Consider the following 15,462-nt stretch of genomic DNA (forward strand, 5'->3'; position numbering starts at 1 on the left):
AGTGTTACATGATGAATCAACCAATTTATTTGCAACCGGTTTTTCAAGAACGAATTTGGGGCGGAACCAAGCTCAAGGAGCTTTTCGGATATTCCATTCCAAATGAGCGTACTGGCGAGTGCTGGGCTGTATCGGCACATCCAAACGGCCAAAGCATCGTCAAAGACGGGCCTTATCAAGGCATGCCGCTTGGCACGCTTTGGACGGCGCATCCTGAGCTGTTCCGTTCCAACTCGCCGGTGTTCCCTTTGCTCATCAAACTGCTTGATGCCTCCGACGATTTATCGGTGCAAGTGCATCCGGATGATGCGTATGCCGGCAAGCACGAGAACGGCGAGCTCGGCAAGACGGAGTGTTGGTATATTGTTGACGCGGAGCCCGGTGCCGCAATTATTTACGGTCATGAGGCTTCTTCTAAGGAAGAGCTGGAGCAGCGGATTCAGAACGGCCAATGGGATGAGCTGCTTACGAAGGTACCTGTAAAACCGGGCGACTTCTTCTATGTGCCAAGCGGCACGATCCACGCTCTCGGCAAAGGCATCGTTGTGCTGGAGACGCAGCAAAGCTCCGACACGACTTACCGGGTATACGATTATGACCGCCGGGACAAAAACGGTCATTTGCGCGAGCTTCATCTGGAGAAAGCGATCGATGTGACAACCATCCCGCAGGCATACACGCCTGCAGCTTACCAGACGAAGACACATGAAGGAACTGCTGTTACGACATTCGTATCCAACTCCTTCTTTAGCGTTGAAAAATGGGACGTATCCGGTAAAACCGGCATGCCTGCACATGACCAATACACGCTCGCAAGCGTCATTAACGGCAGCGGCAAGCTCCGCACCCCAGACAGCGAATATTCGCTGAACAAAGGCGATCATCTCATTCTTCCGGTTGGCTTCGGGCCATACGAGCTGGATGGCGAGCTTATGCTCATTACTTCGCGCGAGTAGCCTCGCAAACAAAACAAACGCCCGAATCTTCCCTGCGGGGACGATCCGGGCGTTTTAATTTTCAACTTTTCAACTTTTCAACTTTCAAACGAGATTTAATGATTGAAAACGCTCCACTTTTTGTAATACAACTGTAATATTCCACTCAGCTTCGCTTCATCTTGGCCTTCTATAATAAACCTATGACCCCCCTTTATTATATAAACTCTCTTGCGCCTGCGGCATTTGCCGCAGGCAACTTTGTTTTCATAGGGTCATTTCATATGTTTATTGATAAAAGGAAGCACATGCTGCCAGAACTGCGGATCTTTCTCGGAAGCGCTGTGGCCGCTAGAATCGACAAACAGCGTCTCCATCGTTCCGGACGGAAGCTGTTTCTTCAGTTCTTGCAAATCCGATACTGGGATAAAATCGTCTCCGAGCGAGTGCACCATATAGACCGGCGTTTTGCCAGCGCCAGCTCCTCCCTCATCGTCCGGCCTTTTCGCGTATTGCTTTAATAACTTCGGAATGCTGGCCGCCCGATATTCGGCGCGTGAGATGCCGGCCCTCAGAAGCCAAATAAAAGGAATGAGGTAGCCAAGCGGAAAATAAGGCAGCTTCTTTATTTTTAATTGCGAACGCATCATCGTATCGAATTTCACAGGCATCGAATCCGTTACAACGGCACGGACCTTTAGTCCTTTGGCAAGCGCCAGCAACGTGCCGAAGCCGCCAAACGAATGTCCGAGCACAACAATACGCTCCTTATCCGTTTGCGGCATGCTCTTCACCTTCGCAACGGCGGCAAGCACATCATCGCGAAACATAAATGCGGACGGCGCATTTATACCTTCGCTTTCCCCATGACTCCGCGCATCATAAAGGAATACGGCATAACCGGCTTCATATAATGGCTTGGCATAACGAAGCACTCGATACCGATTTGAACTCCATCCGTGAGCAATGACGACAGTCGGCAAGCTGCCGGTTTCAACCGAGCGGGCCTCCGGTTTATACATAAACCAGCCAAACAGCTCCGAGCCCCCGCTCGTAAATTGGACATTCTCGACGTGCACAGTTGCGTCGTCTACTGCCTTAACTTCTTTTCTGCTCGGGCGTTGGCTGAGCGCTCCAATTTTCCATACGCCTGCCGCCGCAGCGCCGATTATTACGAATGCAGACACTGCTCCAATTGCAGCTGCTCCAACCATCATAACGCCTCCTTTGGCTTACAATGCTCTTACCGCCTCGACAAATTGCTTCGCTCGCTCCGTTACTTGCTCATGACGGCCCTCCCGAATCCATTCCAGGTTGACCAGCTTGCCGCCCATGCCTACTGCATTCGCCCCGGACTTAAAGTATTCGGCAATATTGTGCAAATCGACGCCGCCCGTCGCAATCATCGGAATCTGATCAAGCGGCCCGCGTATTTCCGCCAAGTATTTCGTGCCTAAAGTGCCCATCGGGAAAATTTTCACCGCGTCCGCGCCTGCTTTCCACGCCTTTACAATTTCCGTCGGCGTCATAACGCCCGGCCATACGGATAATCCCCGTTCCCGGCCGTAAGCAATAACCGCTTCATCCAGGTTTGGCGAAATAAGAAACTGCGCGCCTGCATCCGCTGCCGTCTTCGCCATATCCAAGTCAAGCACCGTTCCGGCGCCTACCCAAGCTTTTCCGTCAAAATTGGAACGCCATCTCTCGATCATAACGGCCGCTCCAGGCGTATTCATCGTAATTTCCATCAGGCGGATACCGCCGTCGATTAATGCTTGTCCTGCCGCATCTGCATGACGATCCTCGATTCCTCGCAGTATCGCTACAATTTTATGCTCAAGCAGCTGCTCCAGCATTGTGCTCATCGCTATTCCTCGCCCTCTTCTATTGAATCCCAATACTCACGCAATATGCGCAAAAATAAATTCGGAAACGCCAGCGTCTCCATATCCTCCGGCCCAATCCATCGATAAGGCGAACGAACCGCACTCGCTCCTGGCGGCAGCGTTTCATACGCGGCGGCCGATTCAGCCGCAATGTCCGACTTTACACCAGCTTTCGCTTCTTCCCCCGCAGCGCCAAGATCGGCCAAATAAAACCGCATCGTCCAATGGATATGGCTGAACACATGCTCAGCGTCCATGAACCAGCGACGCGGACGAATGAGCAGTCCGGCGTCCGCCTCGACCGCTTTCGTCAGCAGTTCGCCCATTGCTTCCTGTTCTTTTGCACCGCTTTCGCCAGCCGCTAGCATAGGCTCCTGTTCCTTCGTCAGCAGCACATGCGGCAGCTCCCACATTTGCGCGAGCAAACCCTTCTCCGGGCGCTGGCGGACGAGCACTTTGCCTGTGTTCGCGCCTGTACCGGCAACAATCGCGGCAACTCGCAATTCAGGACGAGGCGGCTTCGCCTTCGTCTTGATCGGCAGCTCCTGTTCTCTGCCGGCCATTCGTCCCGCGCAGTGCTCCATTACCGGGCAAGGCAGACAGCTTGGCGACTTCGGCGTACAGACAAGCGCACCAAGCTCCATCAGCCCTTGATTGAAATCGCCTGCCGCGCCTTCAGGAATGAGCGATGCCGCCAGCTTCTCAATGCGTACCCGCGTTGCCGGCTTCGCGATATCATCCTCCAAACAGAAGTAGCGCGATAGAACGCGCATCACATTGCCGTCAACCGCAGGCTCGGGACGATTAAAGGCGATGCTCATAATCGCGCCGCTCGTGTACGGCCCTACGCCTTTCAACCCGGCGACCGCCGTTTTATCATCCGGCACCGTGCCGCCGTAAAGTTCCATAACCATGCGGGCTCCGGCCTGCAAATTACGGGCTCGCGAATAGTAGCCAAGCCCTTCCCAGCATTTCAGTACGTCTTCCTCCGGCGCCCCGGCGAGCGCCTTGATCGTTGGAAAACGATCCATAAACCGCTCGTAATACGGAATAACCGTATCTACTCTCGTCTGCTGCAGCATAATTTCCGACACCCATACTCGGTAAGGGTCGCGGTTAGCCCGCCAAGGCAGCGTCCTTTTATTCGCTCGATACCAATTCAGCAGCTCTCGGCTAAAATGCCGCTCCGCTTCAGTTTTCAACATTTACTCGCACTCCTTCTCGGCATCCGTCACTTGCTTGAGAGCGGATGCCCTCTCCTGCATAAGACGGCGATACTGCATTGGCGTAATTCCTGTCTTCCGTTTGAACAGCCTCGACAGATAATGGCTCAGCATGCCGACGCTTGCGGCAACCTCCGCAATCGGAAGCGTCGTTTCCGCCAGCCACTTTTTCGCCGCTTCCAGCCTTTGCTCGGTAACATATTGGATCGGCGCGCAGCCCATGAGCACTTTAAAAGCCGTTATAAAATAGTTCGGGTGAAGATAAGCAACCTTAGCCAATTCCTCAATCTGAATGTTTCGATGCAAATTTAGATCGATATAAAGAAGCACGTCATGCCATTTATCCATCTCAGGCGAATCTGGAATGAGAGTCTTGCTAGAAGCGCTTTCATCAAAAAAATGAGCCAGCAGCTCCAGCAGTGCCGCTTGCATGCGCAATCCTTTAGTCAAGCCGGGAGTTGACTGGGCTTCGATCATTTTTTGAAACAAGCCGATTACCGGACGCTCCTTAAGCACCTCGACATAAAGCGGCAGCTGAATTTTATAGGCAGGCGGCCGCTCCTGGCTCATCAGGCGAAAATGGCTCCAATAAGCAACAAGCATCTCATCGCCGACAACGGCGATCGTTTGTTCCGAGCCTGGAGTAAGCAGATACAGCTTGCCCGGCTCCAGCAATACCGGCTGACCGTCAATCGTAAACAACGCCTTGCCTGCTGCAATGTACACTAATCGATAAAAATCATGATCCGTCCGGCTCTCCGACCAAGGCGACGCCAGTACGGATCGAGCCGCCATAATGACTTCAGCTTGATATTGAATGAATTGATGTTGTACAATACGTTCGTTTATTAGTTTCATTACTTCTCCTGTCAAATGCGTGCGGGTCATACGCTCGTAATATAAACTATTATTAATTATATCGGATCAAGCTTGAAAATTCATATGGAAAAGGTGATAGGCTATGACAATCTCTCGTTCGCTTACAAGCTTTGCCGCATTTGTCGCACTAGTCGCGCTTGCAGTCATGCTGACAGGCTGCGGAGCGACAAGCGATAACGGCGGCGCCTCGAAAGAGAACCATATGGACGCGCCGGAAAGCACGGCTGCCGTTTATAAATCGAATTGCGTCAGCTGCCACGGCTCCGAGCTTCAAGGCAGAATCGGTCCCGGCACCAATTTGCAGCAAGTCGGCTCCAGAATGTCGGAGCAAGATATCGTTGCGCAAATTGAACAAGGCGACGGGGGGACGATGCCAGGATTCAAGGATCAGCTAACAGACGAACAAATTGCCGGACTTGCCGCATGGCTCGCCGGGAAAAAGTAAACCTCCCCAGCAATACGCCATCCCCAATTCCAAGTCCAATTTCCTCCATTCACTGTCCGATGCCTTCCTCCAATACGGCCTGTAACTGTAATGGTTTCGGATAACGAATCCGTTTCGCAAATTAACGAAGTGAATTTCGCTATTGGCGAGAAGAATGATGAGCTGGAGCAAGAGAACGAATACCATTTCGCTATCCGCGAACTTCTATTCGCAATTAGCGAAGCAAGCTTCGCTCTAGCTCTCAATAATTCATTTTCGCCCTGAAATAAGGAAAATAGCTTCGTTAAACTGCGAATCCGGTTCGCTAGCCAAGCAACAACATTCGATTCTACCTCTGAATTCGCTCTGCGATCGCGACTGCCGACGCCATAGAGCGGTCATGCGTAATCGTCACATGAATCCGCAGCTCCGTTGGACTTCGCTCGAGCCGCCGCCATGCCGCATCTGTCAACTCGCATACCGGCTTGCCGCTTTCATCGCGCAAAATATCGATATCCGCAAATCCAACTTTCCCGCCGATCCCGCAGCCAAGCGCCTTGACGACCGCTTCTTTGGCAGCGAACCGCCCTGCCGCAAACTGTATCAATCGCTGCCCTTCATAGTCGCGAGCAAGCTCTCGTTCTCGACTCGTCAATATTCGCTGCAAAAACCTTTCACAGTGCCGTCCATCAATCATGACGGCAATTCGGTCCATGTCCGAAATATCATGTCCGATGCCAGCTATCATCGCCGCACCCCTTTCTTCCGCTCGCTGTCTGCTTGCTTTCAGCTTTATTACTGCTAAACTTTGAAGTTTTGGATAATCAGAACAAACGAACCCCGCTTTCGCAAGCATGCAAAAAAGGGACTCTCGTTCCAATCGACGAGAGTCCCTTTTCCGTTTAAATCCCTGGGATCGGGGAACGTTTATGCTCTGTTTTCAAATATTGCTTTTCGAGCTTTTCCTTCGCTTCAGCGCCGATTTCTTTGCCTTCCAAATAAGCGCTGTTCTCATCGTACAAAATGCCAAGCTCGCCTTCGTCCGTTTGGCCTTCCCACAAACCGGCGGTAGGCGCCTTGTCCAGAACGCTTCTCGGCACGCCAAGCTCGGCGGCCAGTTGACGAACCTGACGCTTGTTGAGCGAGCTAAGCGGCGTAATGTCGACCGCGCCGTCGCCCCACTTCGTATAGAAGCCGGTGATCGCTTCGGAAGCGTGGTCGGTGCCAACAACGAGCAGATTCAAATCGAATGCAAGCGCGTATTGCATAACCATACGCGTTCTTGCTTTCACATTGCCCTTGCCGCCGCGGCTAATATGCCTTGGCATTCCAAGCGATTTGAAGCTGTGCTCAACTTCAATCGCGATTTCATCAACGGCTTCGCCTATATTCGTCTCTGCGCGATGCTTCAGTTGGAACGCTTCCGCAACCGCATAGCTGTCGGCAATATCGGATTGCTCGTTGTAAGGCTGAAATACGCCAAGCGTCATATATTCCTTGCCGGACTCGGCCGACAATTCATCTGTCGCCAATTTGCAAAGGCCAGTCGCAACGGCACTGTCAATGCCGCCGCTAATGGCAATGAGTAAGCCGGTTGTGCCCGATTTTTTCACATAATCCTTCAAAAAATCGACGCGTCGACGAATTTCGGCTTTCGGATCAATTTCAGGCTTTACGCCAAGGCGTTCGATGATTTCACTTTGTAAACTCATAGATCCCCCTATTATCGCATGCAATTACTTGCAGAATCGGTCAAATGCATCGGTAAGATCGTCGGCAATCGCCTCTGCGGAACGGTTCTCGATTTGGTGGCGCTCGATGAAATGGACGAGCTCTCCGTCTTTCAACAAAGCGATGGATGGCGAAGACGGCGGATATGGAGCGAAATACTCGCGAGCTTTAGCTGTAGCTTCTTTGTCTTGACCGGCAAAAACCGTATACAGGTTATCCGGCGTCACTTCATGCTGCAAAGCTTCCGCCACTCCTGGACGGCATTGACCTGCCGCACAGCCGCAAACTGAGTTAATAACAACGAGCGTAGTGCCTTTTGCGTTAGGAAGCGCTGCTTCAACCTCTTCCGGTGTGCGAAGCTCTGTAATTCCGATACGAGTAAGATCATCACGCATTGGTTGCACCATATCTAACATATATCTTTCAAATGACATCGACATATGAACACTCTCCTTTAAATTACTTTATTTTAGTTACTATTATACCCCCCGATTTTATAAGTGTAAACGGCTAGAGCAATCATTCGGGCGTCCAATCGGTCTATCAAACAAAGCAACCGGAGCGAAATCACTCCGGTTGCTCGATAGAACGGATTTCCGCAGCATCGTCCGAGACAGGCTGATGCTCAACCGCCCGATATGCCGCATTTTTATCGGGATGCATAAAAAGGCCGCCTTGCGGCGAAATTCCCCGCTCAAACAGATCGCAGTTTGCAGCTGTTTGGAAGCCTACGTCCTTAAAAGGATGCACCCACTGATCGCCCGCCATGACAGCGGGATCAGTCTCGACGCTCCACTCGCTGAGCGGGGAATGGGATGATTCGTACTCATGGTCGCCAATTACGACGCCATACTCGTTGACGAATGGCTCACGGCTTCCTCTTCCTTGGCGAAACTGGGGAAGAAAATTAATTTCAAACGGATCGAGCTCCGGATCATCCTTGAAAGCCATCCTCCGGCTCCTCTAGGTTGCCGGGCGATTAGGCCCGTCCAATTTCTTGTCAAAGCCGGGCGCTTCAGGGGCAGCGTTCGCCCTTTCTTTGCCGCGCGAAGCCGATGGCGCCGTTTTATTGCCTGTTTGCCGCTCTGTCATCGTAATCCCTCCTGGTCATCTAAGTTTTATCAACGATAGTATGCTCAGATCGGAATCACGATATGACTGGTCAAGCCGTTTTACGGTTAAAAGAGACAATAAACGTCGTACCTTCACCTTCTGTCGATTCCACTTCAATTTTGCCGTTATGCCTTTCAGCGATGCTTAGGCAGAGCGGCAGGCCAAGACCGGTTCCCCGCGTTTTGGTCGTAAAAAACGGTTCAAACAGCCGCTTCATCTGTTCCTGAGGGATGCCGACGCCGCGGTCCTGTATACGGAGCTCGATTCGCTCCTTCTCCTCGGAATAATTCGTCTGCAGCTTGAGCACGCCTTTATCGCCCATCGCTTCCATGCCGTTTCTAGCCAAGTTGAGCAGCAGTTGCTTAATTTCTTTATTGTTAAGCAAGAGGAGCGGTATGTAATCGCAAAGCTCCAGCTCGATCGTCTGTCCCCTCATGTTGGCATCCGCGTCCAGCAACGGGCTCAACTCGAGAATGATATCGTGCAAGGAGCCCATCTCCATCGTGAGAGCCCTGTTCTGCGCCAGTGACAAAAAGTCGCTAATAATCGAGTTCGCCCGGTCGAGTTCTTCTATTATAATATGGTAATATTGCTGCTGATTATCCGGGCTTCTTTCCTTCAAAAGCTGAACAAAGCCGCGTATAACGGCCATCGGATTGCGAATCTCGTGCGTAATGCTGGCCGCCATTTGTCCGACGAGGCTCAGGCGCTCCATTCGATCGACTTCGCTTCGCAGCAAGAATAGCTCCGATACGTCTTGCGCAATGATTGCCGCGCCCGTAATAATTAAACCGTCCGGCATTTGACGGATCGGGAAAGCATTTTTAACAAGGGTCCGGCCGTCTTCAACAACCGTTTCAAGCTGCGTATTGTTGCCTTTCAACGCTTCGCGCAGAAGCTTTATGTCCGTTTCCTGATGTGTGCTGTGAAAAAAGGCGGTGAAATATTTGCCGACAATTTCATCCCGTTCATGGATATTCGACTGTGCATGGAATAAGCGATAGCCCATTTCATTAAGATGCGTAATCCGGCCATGATGATTAACGAGCATGACGGCGAAAGCGGTCTCATCAATAAATTGCTGAAGCTTTTCCACTTCACGGCGATGATTGACGGAAATGCGCTTCAAATCGAAGTGAAGCTGACGATTCTCTTTCAAGCTTTCGATAATAAAAACGGATACCCACACGGCCGCAATCGATCCAACCATTTGCAGCAAGCTGGTGAATATCAAGTTATCAAGAAGCGGCAAATCATAAATAATCAAATAAGCCAGGCTCGTTATATAATAAAGAATAACGAACGCGCCTAAGGATAAAATGGCTATTCGTTGTTTGGATTCCCGCCGCGCGCGTTGAAACGACTTCATAATAAGAAGCATAGCAGGAATGTACGATAATATAAAAATGACCAAAATAGACAATTCAAAAAAATTGTCGATATTTGGAATTCGGAAGCATATGTAAATAGAAATGAGACCGAACATGGCATATGGACCGCCATACAATGTACCGATCACTAAGGGCACCATCCGAAAATTCAGATCATAGCCGTTTAAACGAACGGAAACAAGCATGCAAAATACCATTGATATGCAGCTGACAATGGTTAGAAAGGCCGGAATACCGCTCCAGCTTCGTTCTCGATTATGCCAAAGTTGAAATGCAAAAACCGGCATTAAGGAAATGATGAATTGAATCAGCGTTTCTTTCAGCACGGACGATCAGTCTCCCTCTAACCGTGTTCTGGTGGGCTGCCTGCATTCCCAGCTGTTGTATTATTAATAGACTTACTGTTAGTCCGATTAAAACATAAACGACCTTTTTTTACAATTGTTGATTCATCCAATCGATAATGATCGCAATGACCCGTTCCGATTCCAAATCATTATGAAGCTCGTGATATCCGCCTTCGACGCTCACGAATTGGCAGCGGTCGCCGAGCACTGCCGCAATCTGAGCGCTTGCGTCATAAGATGTAACGAGGTCTGCATTTCCATGCAGCAACAGCAGCGGCGCTTCAAGTTGTTCGATATGTCTAATCGCCCAATCCCCCGCAGCGTCAATGTTTAGAAAAGTGCGCAGCGTTATCCGCTTATGGGATAAGCGGTCCCCTTCGATCGGCGATACGCCGGCGCTGCCGGGACGATAAAGCTGCGATTCCTTCAGTCCTGTCGATTGGGACAAGCCAGGAGAGAGCCGCACAAGCATTTTGCCCAGCCATAATTGAATGGCGGAAGGCGATAAAGCAAGCTTTAGCCACGGGCTTGCAGCGATGACGCCTTGAACGTCCGGTTTCAGCCGCAATGCGGCGTTTAGCGCGACATTGCCTCCCATGCTGTGCCCGTATAGAAAACGAGGAATACCGGCATGCCGCTCAGCCGCTGCAGCCAGTAAAATTCCGACGTTTGCGGCTGTCGCCTCTATGGAGGACATATGCCCTCTTTTTCCTTCCGTTTTCCCATGGCCTTCCTGATCCATAGCGAGCACCGCATACCCGGCAGCTGTCAATCTCTCGGCTACATGAGCATATCTTTCTCCATGCTCGCCCATTCCGTGCAATAAGCAGACGACAGCGCGAATGGCAGGCGCCCCGCTGGAAACATCCGAATCGGCTACCCATTCCCGGACATACAGCCTGGAGCCTTCCATACCATTCAAGTGCCATTCCGAACGTTTCATCCCCATCTCCACCCTTCGTCTCCGTTCAATATAGTTATTATAACGTAAGCGCTCTCATTGCAATGCTTGTCTTTGTAAAATTTATGATGAAATCATGTTACAATAGAGGGCAGTGATCAAGCGAATGAAAGGCAGAGTGAACAATGTTTGATGTTATTATTATCGGCGGCGGCCCCTCCGGGCTAATGGCAGCCGTTGCCGCAAGCGAGCACGGAGCAAGAACACTGCTGATCGACAAAGGGGACAAGCTTGGCCGCAAGCTCGGCATCTCAGGCGGCGGGCGCTGCAACGTTACGAATGCGAAAGAACTCGACGAGCTCATCAAGCATATTCCTGGAAACGGAAGGTTTTTATACAGCGCCCTTGCTCAATTCGGCAACCGGGACATTATTTACTTTTTCGAGGAAATGGGCATTGCGCTGAAAGAGGAAGACAACGGCCGCATGTTCCCTGTTTCGGATAAAGCAAAGACGGTTGTGGATGCGCTCGTAGGCAAAGTCCGCGATCAAGGCGTCGAAATCCGTATCAATATGCCTGTCAAGGAAGTGCTTTATGAAGAAGGAGCCGTGAAAGGCGTACGGCTAGCCTCCGGCGATATCATTGCCTCCAAAGCTGTCATTATCGCAACGGGCGGAAAATCCGTCCCGCAAACCGGTTCTACCGGCGACGGCTATCCTTGGGCGAAAAAAGCCGGTCACACCATTACGGAACTGTTCCCGACCGAAGTGCCTCTCACCTCCAAGGAAGCATGGATTCAGAACCGGCAGCTTCAAGGCCTGTCGCTTCGCGATGTAACGCTGACCGTGTGGAATGCCAAGGGCAAAAAGCTCGTATCGCATAATGGCGATATGATATTTACCCATTTTGGCCTGTCGGGTCCAACCGCGCTTCGATGCAGCCAGTTTGTCGTGAAAGAAATTAAGAAAGCATTCGAAGCTGGCGAGGAAAAGCCTACCGCGCTCGTCACCATTGACTTGTTTCCGGATCGTACCGAAAGCGAGGTTTACGAAGAGACGCTTCATCTTGCCCGACAAGACCCGAAAAAAGCAGTGAAAAACGTATTGCGAACCTATTTGCAAGAACGCATCCTCGAGCTAATGTTGCAGCAGTGCGGCATTAGCGGCGACGTGACCTACGACAACATCCCGAAAGGCCCTTGGCTAGAGCTGGCTAAACGTATCAAGCGCTTTCCGGTTGCGATTGACGGCACGCTTTCGATCGAAGAAGCTTTCGTTACCGGCGGCGGCATCCATCTCAAAGAGATCGATCCCGGCAGCATGGAATCGAAGCTGATGCAGCGATTATATTTCTGCGGCGAAGTGCTGGATATACACGGATATACCGGCGGCTATAACATTACAGCCGCATTCAGCACCGGCTATAACGCCGGCAAAAGCGCGGCCGAGGCCGCATTGAACGATTTATTTCGGAGCTAATCATAAAAGTATGCAAAAAGCCTGCGCAGGAACGAGTCCTGCGCAGGCTTTTTCAAATTGATTACACGATAAAATGATCGTAGCTGCCGTCATCGGGCTCGAAATCCTCATGATTATCGTCATTCCAATTGCGCAAACCTTCCGCTTCTTCATCCGCAGCATTCCAGTCTTCATTGACGACATGAGCCGGTATTGTAATCGCATTAAGCGAATAGGCCGTATCGGTAACTGCTTCCGAGCCGATAGCGGCCTGCTCCACCAATCGCCCGCCATGCGCCTGCGCAATTTCAAGCGCAGACGTCAAGTCCGCCCCCTCTACATGAATATGTACCCGATTCGCTTCATGCATCATCGGCTCATAGCCAAGCTCCTGCAGCGTATCGCATGCAATCGCCGCGCTCGATGCGTCGGCAAAGTCGAATAAAATAGCTGAACTCATCTGCACTCATCTCCTACATAAACTGATTTGCTTCGTTCACTCAACTAGTTTGTCCTAAAATCAGCCACATCTATATGCGAAAACATATTGTCATTTCATTATTTTCCACTATAATTTAATGTAACCGATTGACGTTAACTTATCTAACATAACTAGTGATTAATATTACCATAACTTGATTTTATATTCCCTCAAAGGTGGTGTCATCCAGATGTACAACATTTTCTACATGCTAAATGAGCCGATGATGATCGTAGAATTTGAGCATAACCGCTGGTACGTTCGCGACGTGAATCATTCATTCACTCTGCTAACCGGCTATAAGAAAAGCGAGCTGATTGACATTGATCCGAACGGCCTTCTCAAAGAAGGCCTGTCCTTTCACCAATTAACCGCAGCGCTTGCCGAGGATAACGCTGACAATTCCGCCGAATGGGAGCTCGTTACGCGCCTGACTCGCCCCGTTCCCGTCAAGCTGACGTGCAGAAGGCTGCCGCAAGACAATATGTCCGGCTTTGGCTATATCGTCAACTGCATCGATTTGTCCGAATCGAATTGGATCGACGATTTCGCGCAAGACAATCAAATCGTCATGACGTTGAATGTATCCGAGCAATTCCGAATTGTTGACGCCAAACGCTACTACTCTCCTCTCAAGCAGCGTACTTCCAGTCTCGTCAATCAGTGCATACTTGATTTCATTGCGGAAGACAGCGTATTGCCGCTCCGCCGCGTGATGGATAATGTCCGCAAAACCGGCATAGCCGAGCAAATGGAGCTGCGTATGTCGATTAACGACAAAGCTTATTTGGCTTCGGCTATCATCAAGCCGTTCTACAACGGCAATAAAAGCTTCCGCTGCTTCTCCATCATTATTACCGAACTTAACTTGCACGCGCAGGACGAAGACTCCTCTTACAAGCTGCGCATGCTTATGCTGAATAAAAACATTTCAGCCACTTCACTCGCCCAATCGACGCTTATTTCCCTTACGACCATCTCCAAAATACGCAACGGAAAAATAAAAAAGCCTCAACGCCTCACGGCGGAATTGATTGCCGGAGAGCTGGGCGTTAAGCCGGAGTCGATCTGGAGCAGCTTTAAACGATAACGTTCCGCTGCCGCAGCAAGCCCATACGAAAAAAAGCCGTTCCTCCAAATAAGAGGAACGGCATCAACTCGCGATTATTCCATTGTATTGCCGATGTTCTAGTTCCGGTAAGGAACCAGTGCTTCATTCAATCCGCGCGTTTGCGCGTAAACCTGCTGATACACACGGAACAAGCCTTTGTAAGCTTCAACCGCTTCAGCTTGCGGCTCGTAAGAAACCGCGTGTTTCACATATTGTTGTGCGCATGCCTCCAGGCTTGGATACCAGCCGCAGCCGTAAGCTGCCAGCATGGCCGCGCCAAGGCCAGGGCCTTGCTCATTCTCAAGCGCAACGACGTTGGCGCCAAAAATATCGGCCTGCATTTGCAGCCAAACCGGATTTTGCGCGCCGCCTCCGATCGAAACGATCGTATCGACTGTCTTGCCCGCTTTGCGAAACATATCAACCGATTCGTTGAGCGAGAACGTAATGCCCTCCATAACCGCACGTGCGAAATGGATTCGCTCATGCGAGCCGTCTACGCCGATAAAGCTTGCGCGAATGGCAGGATCGGCATGAGGCGTCCGCTCGCCGACAAGATACGGCGTGAAGAGCAGACCGTTCGCGCCAGGCTTTACTTCGTTGACGCCTTGAAGCAATTGATCGAACGATTCGTTCGGCGCGAACGTCTTTTTGAACCAGCTCAGGCTGTAGCCTGCAGCCAGCGTAACGCCCATTGCATAGAACGAATCTTCTTTGCCGTGATTGAAGAAGTGGACTTTGCCGCCGAAATCTTTATCCTTGTCATTCTCATAGGAGAGAATAACGCCGGACGTTCCGATGCTGCAAAGCGTCAGCCCTTCGCTCAGGATGCCTGCGCCGATTGCGCCGCAAGCGTTGTCCGCTCCGCCGGCAAACACCTTCGTCGAAGGAAGCAGGCCGGAAGCAGCCGCCGCTTCAGGAAGCAGCGTGCCGACGAGACCATGCGATTCAACTAACGGCGGGCAGAAGCTTGCCGGAAGTCCGAAAGCAGCAAGCACGTCGCTGCTCCACTTCTTGCCGGCTACATCGAGAATGAGTGTGCCCGCCGCATCGGAGTAATCCATGTGAAGCTCGCCGGTCAACCGGTAGCGCACATAGTCCTTCGGCAGAAGGAACAGCTTCGCTTCAGCGAAAGCTTGAGGCTCGTATTGGCGAACCCACAAAATTTTAGGAAGCGTGAAGCCTTCCAGCGCCGGATTGCGCGTTACGCTAAGCAGCTTGTCGCCAAGCGTCGCTTCAATCTCACGGCATTGCGCCGTCGTGCGCGTATCGTTCCACAAAATAGCGTTGCGGATCGGGTCGCCCGCTTCGTTCAACAGCACGAGTCCGTGCATTTGACCGGAGAAGCTGATGCCTTCGATCTGTTCGGCGGATACGCCGGCTGCCGAGGACAATTCCTTCAGCGCTTCCAGCGTCGCATCCACCCAATCATCCGGCTTCTGCTCGCTCCAGCCGCTATGCTCATGGAAGAGCGGGTAGCTGCGCGATGCTTCCGCAGCTACCGTGCCTTCCCGGTCAACGAGCAGCACTTTAACGGCGCTCGTACCAAGATCTACACCAATAACATAACTCATAGGAATGGG

At 51.3% G+C, this 15,462-nt stretch carries 17 protein-coding genes; 4 read left to right on the forward strand and 13 right to left on the reverse strand.

Features of this window, described 5'->3' with window-relative positions; all coding sequences use genetic code 11:
• Positions 1-11 precede the first annotated feature (11 nt).
• Entirely contained in the window at positions 12-956 is a 945-nt protein-coding gene (gene manA / locus GOM71_RS17730; protein ID WP_156283530.1) for a mannose-6-phosphate isomerase, class I, read from the forward strand.
• 254 nt (positions 957-1,210) lie between these two features.
• On the opposite strand, the gene GOM71_RS17735 is transcribed toward manA, so the two are convergent.
• From GOM71_RS17735 to GOM71_RS17750, 4 genes are read right to left on the reverse strand one after another with little or no spacing between them, the layout of a single operon-like run.
• Positions 1,211-2,149 carry an alpha/beta hydrolase gene (locus tag GOM71_RS17735; RefSeq protein WP_173275763.1) on the reverse strand — a complete coding sequence of 313 codons (939 nt, stop codon included), beginning with the start codon at positions 2,147-2,149 and terminating at the stop codon, positions 1,211-1,213.
• Between the two features lie 18 nt (positions 2,150-2,167).
• On the reverse strand, positions 2,168-2,800 hold the full coding sequence (locus GOM71_RS17740; protein ID WP_156283453.1) for a bifunctional 4-hydroxy-2-oxoglutarate aldolase/2-dehydro-3-deoxy-phosphogluconate aldolase: 633 nt from the start codon (positions 2,798-2,800) through the stop codon (positions 2,168-2,170).
• 2 nt (positions 2,801-2,802) lie between these two features.
• Positions 2,803-4,026 carry an A/G-specific adenine glycosylase gene (mutY, locus tag GOM71_RS17745; protein ID WP_156283455.1) on the reverse strand — a complete coding sequence of 408 codons (1,224 nt, stop codon included), beginning with the start codon at positions 4,024-4,026 and terminating at the stop codon, positions 2,803-2,805.
• Positions 4,027-4,902 (reverse strand): helix-turn-helix transcriptional regulator, encoded by an 876-nt coding sequence (locus tag GOM71_RS17750; RefSeq protein ID WP_173275766.1) that lies wholly within the window; start codon positions 4,900-4,902, stop codon positions 4,027-4,029.
• A 103-nt stretch (positions 4,903-5,005) separates the two neighbouring features.
• Here GOM71_RS17750 and GOM71_RS17755 point away from each other — a divergent pair, with 103 nt between their 5' ends.
• Entirely contained in the window at positions 5,006-5,368 is a 363-nt protein-coding gene (locus tag GOM71_RS17755; RefSeq protein WP_156283459.1) for a c-type cytochrome, read from the forward strand.
• 328 nt (positions 5,369-5,696) lie between these two features.
• Here the strand turns inward: GOM71_RS17755 and acpS are convergent, their stop codons facing one another.
• The 7 genes from acpS to GOM71_RS17785 all read right to left on the reverse strand — a co-directional run bounded on the left by acpS (position 5,697) and on the right by GOM71_RS17785 (position 10,872).
• Positions 5,697-6,095, reverse strand: a complete 399-nt coding sequence (gene acpS, locus GOM71_RS17760) for a holo-ACP synthase (RefSeq protein ID WP_156283461.1) — start codon at positions 6,093-6,095, stop codon at positions 5,697-5,699.
• A gap of 154 nt (positions 6,096-6,249) precedes the next feature.
• A complete protein-coding gene (gene nadE / locus GOM71_RS17765; RefSeq protein ID WP_156283463.1) occupies positions 6,250-7,059 on the reverse strand; it encodes an ammonia-dependent NAD(+) synthetase in 810 nt (269 codons plus the stop codon).
• 24 nt (positions 7,060-7,083) lie between these two features.
• Complete coding sequence (locus tag GOM71_RS17770) at positions 7,084-7,518, reverse strand: BrxA/BrxB family bacilliredoxin (protein ID WP_156283465.1); 435 nt, start codon at positions 7,516-7,518, stop codon at positions 7,084-7,086.
• A 127-nt stretch (positions 7,519-7,645) separates the two neighbouring features.
• Complete coding sequence (locus GOM71_RS17775) at positions 7,646-8,029, reverse strand: DUF3905 domain-containing protein (RefSeq protein WP_156283467.1); 384 nt, start codon at positions 8,027-8,029, stop codon at positions 7,646-7,648.
• Between the two features lie 12 nt (positions 8,030-8,041).
• A complete protein-coding gene (locus tag GOM71_RS24135) occupies positions 8,042-8,170 on the reverse strand; it encodes a spore protein (RefSeq protein ID WP_216651769.1) in 129 nt (42 codons plus the stop codon).
• A gap of 70 nt (positions 8,171-8,240) precedes the next feature.
• The gene (locus GOM71_RS17780; protein WP_156283469.1) at positions 8,241-9,908 is read right to left on the reverse strand and encodes an ATP-binding protein; all 1,668 of its coding nucleotides are present in this window, start codon (positions 9,906-9,908) and stop codon (positions 8,241-8,243) included.
• Between the two features lie 109 nt (positions 9,909-10,017).
• Positions 10,018-10,872, reverse strand: a complete 855-nt coding sequence (locus GOM71_RS17785; RefSeq protein ID WP_173275769.1) for an alpha/beta hydrolase — start codon at positions 10,870-10,872, stop codon at positions 10,018-10,020.
• A gap of 143 nt (positions 10,873-11,015) precedes the next feature.
• Here GOM71_RS17785 and GOM71_RS17790 point away from each other — a divergent pair, with 143 nt between their 5' ends.
• Complete coding sequence (locus GOM71_RS17790) at positions 11,016-12,308, forward strand: BaiN/RdsA family NAD(P)/FAD-dependent oxidoreductase (protein ID WP_156283473.1); 1,293 nt, start codon at positions 11,016-11,018, stop codon at positions 12,306-12,308.
• A 61-nt stretch (positions 12,309-12,369) separates the two neighbouring features.
• On the opposite strand, the gene GOM71_RS17795 is transcribed toward GOM71_RS17790, so the two are convergent.
• On the reverse strand, positions 12,370-12,747 hold the full coding sequence (locus GOM71_RS17795) for a hypothetical protein (RefSeq protein WP_156283475.1): 378 nt from the start codon (positions 12,745-12,747) through the stop codon (positions 12,370-12,372).
• A gap of 211 nt (positions 12,748-12,958) precedes the next feature.
• Here GOM71_RS17795 and GOM71_RS17800 point away from each other — a divergent pair, with 211 nt between their 5' ends.
• Positions 12,959-13,858, forward strand: coding sequence for a helix-turn-helix domain-containing protein (locus GOM71_RS17800; RefSeq protein WP_156283477.1), 900 nt, complete (start codon positions 12,959-12,961; stop codon positions 13,856-13,858).
• A gap of 98 nt (positions 13,859-13,956) precedes the next feature.
• Here GOM71_RS17800 and xylB read toward each other — a convergent pair whose 3' ends face one another.
• A complete protein-coding gene (xylB, locus tag GOM71_RS17805; protein ID WP_156283479.1) occupies positions 13,957-15,453 on the reverse strand; it encodes a xylulokinase in 1,497 nt (498 codons plus the stop codon).
• Positions 15,454-15,462: the final 9 nt, after the last annotated feature.

Origin of the sequence: Paenibacillus sp. NEAU-GSW1 (genome assembly GCF_009737085.1) — a bacterium.
Taxonomy (GTDB): Bacteria; Bacillota; Bacilli; order Paenibacillales; family Paenibacillaceae; genus Pristimantibacillus.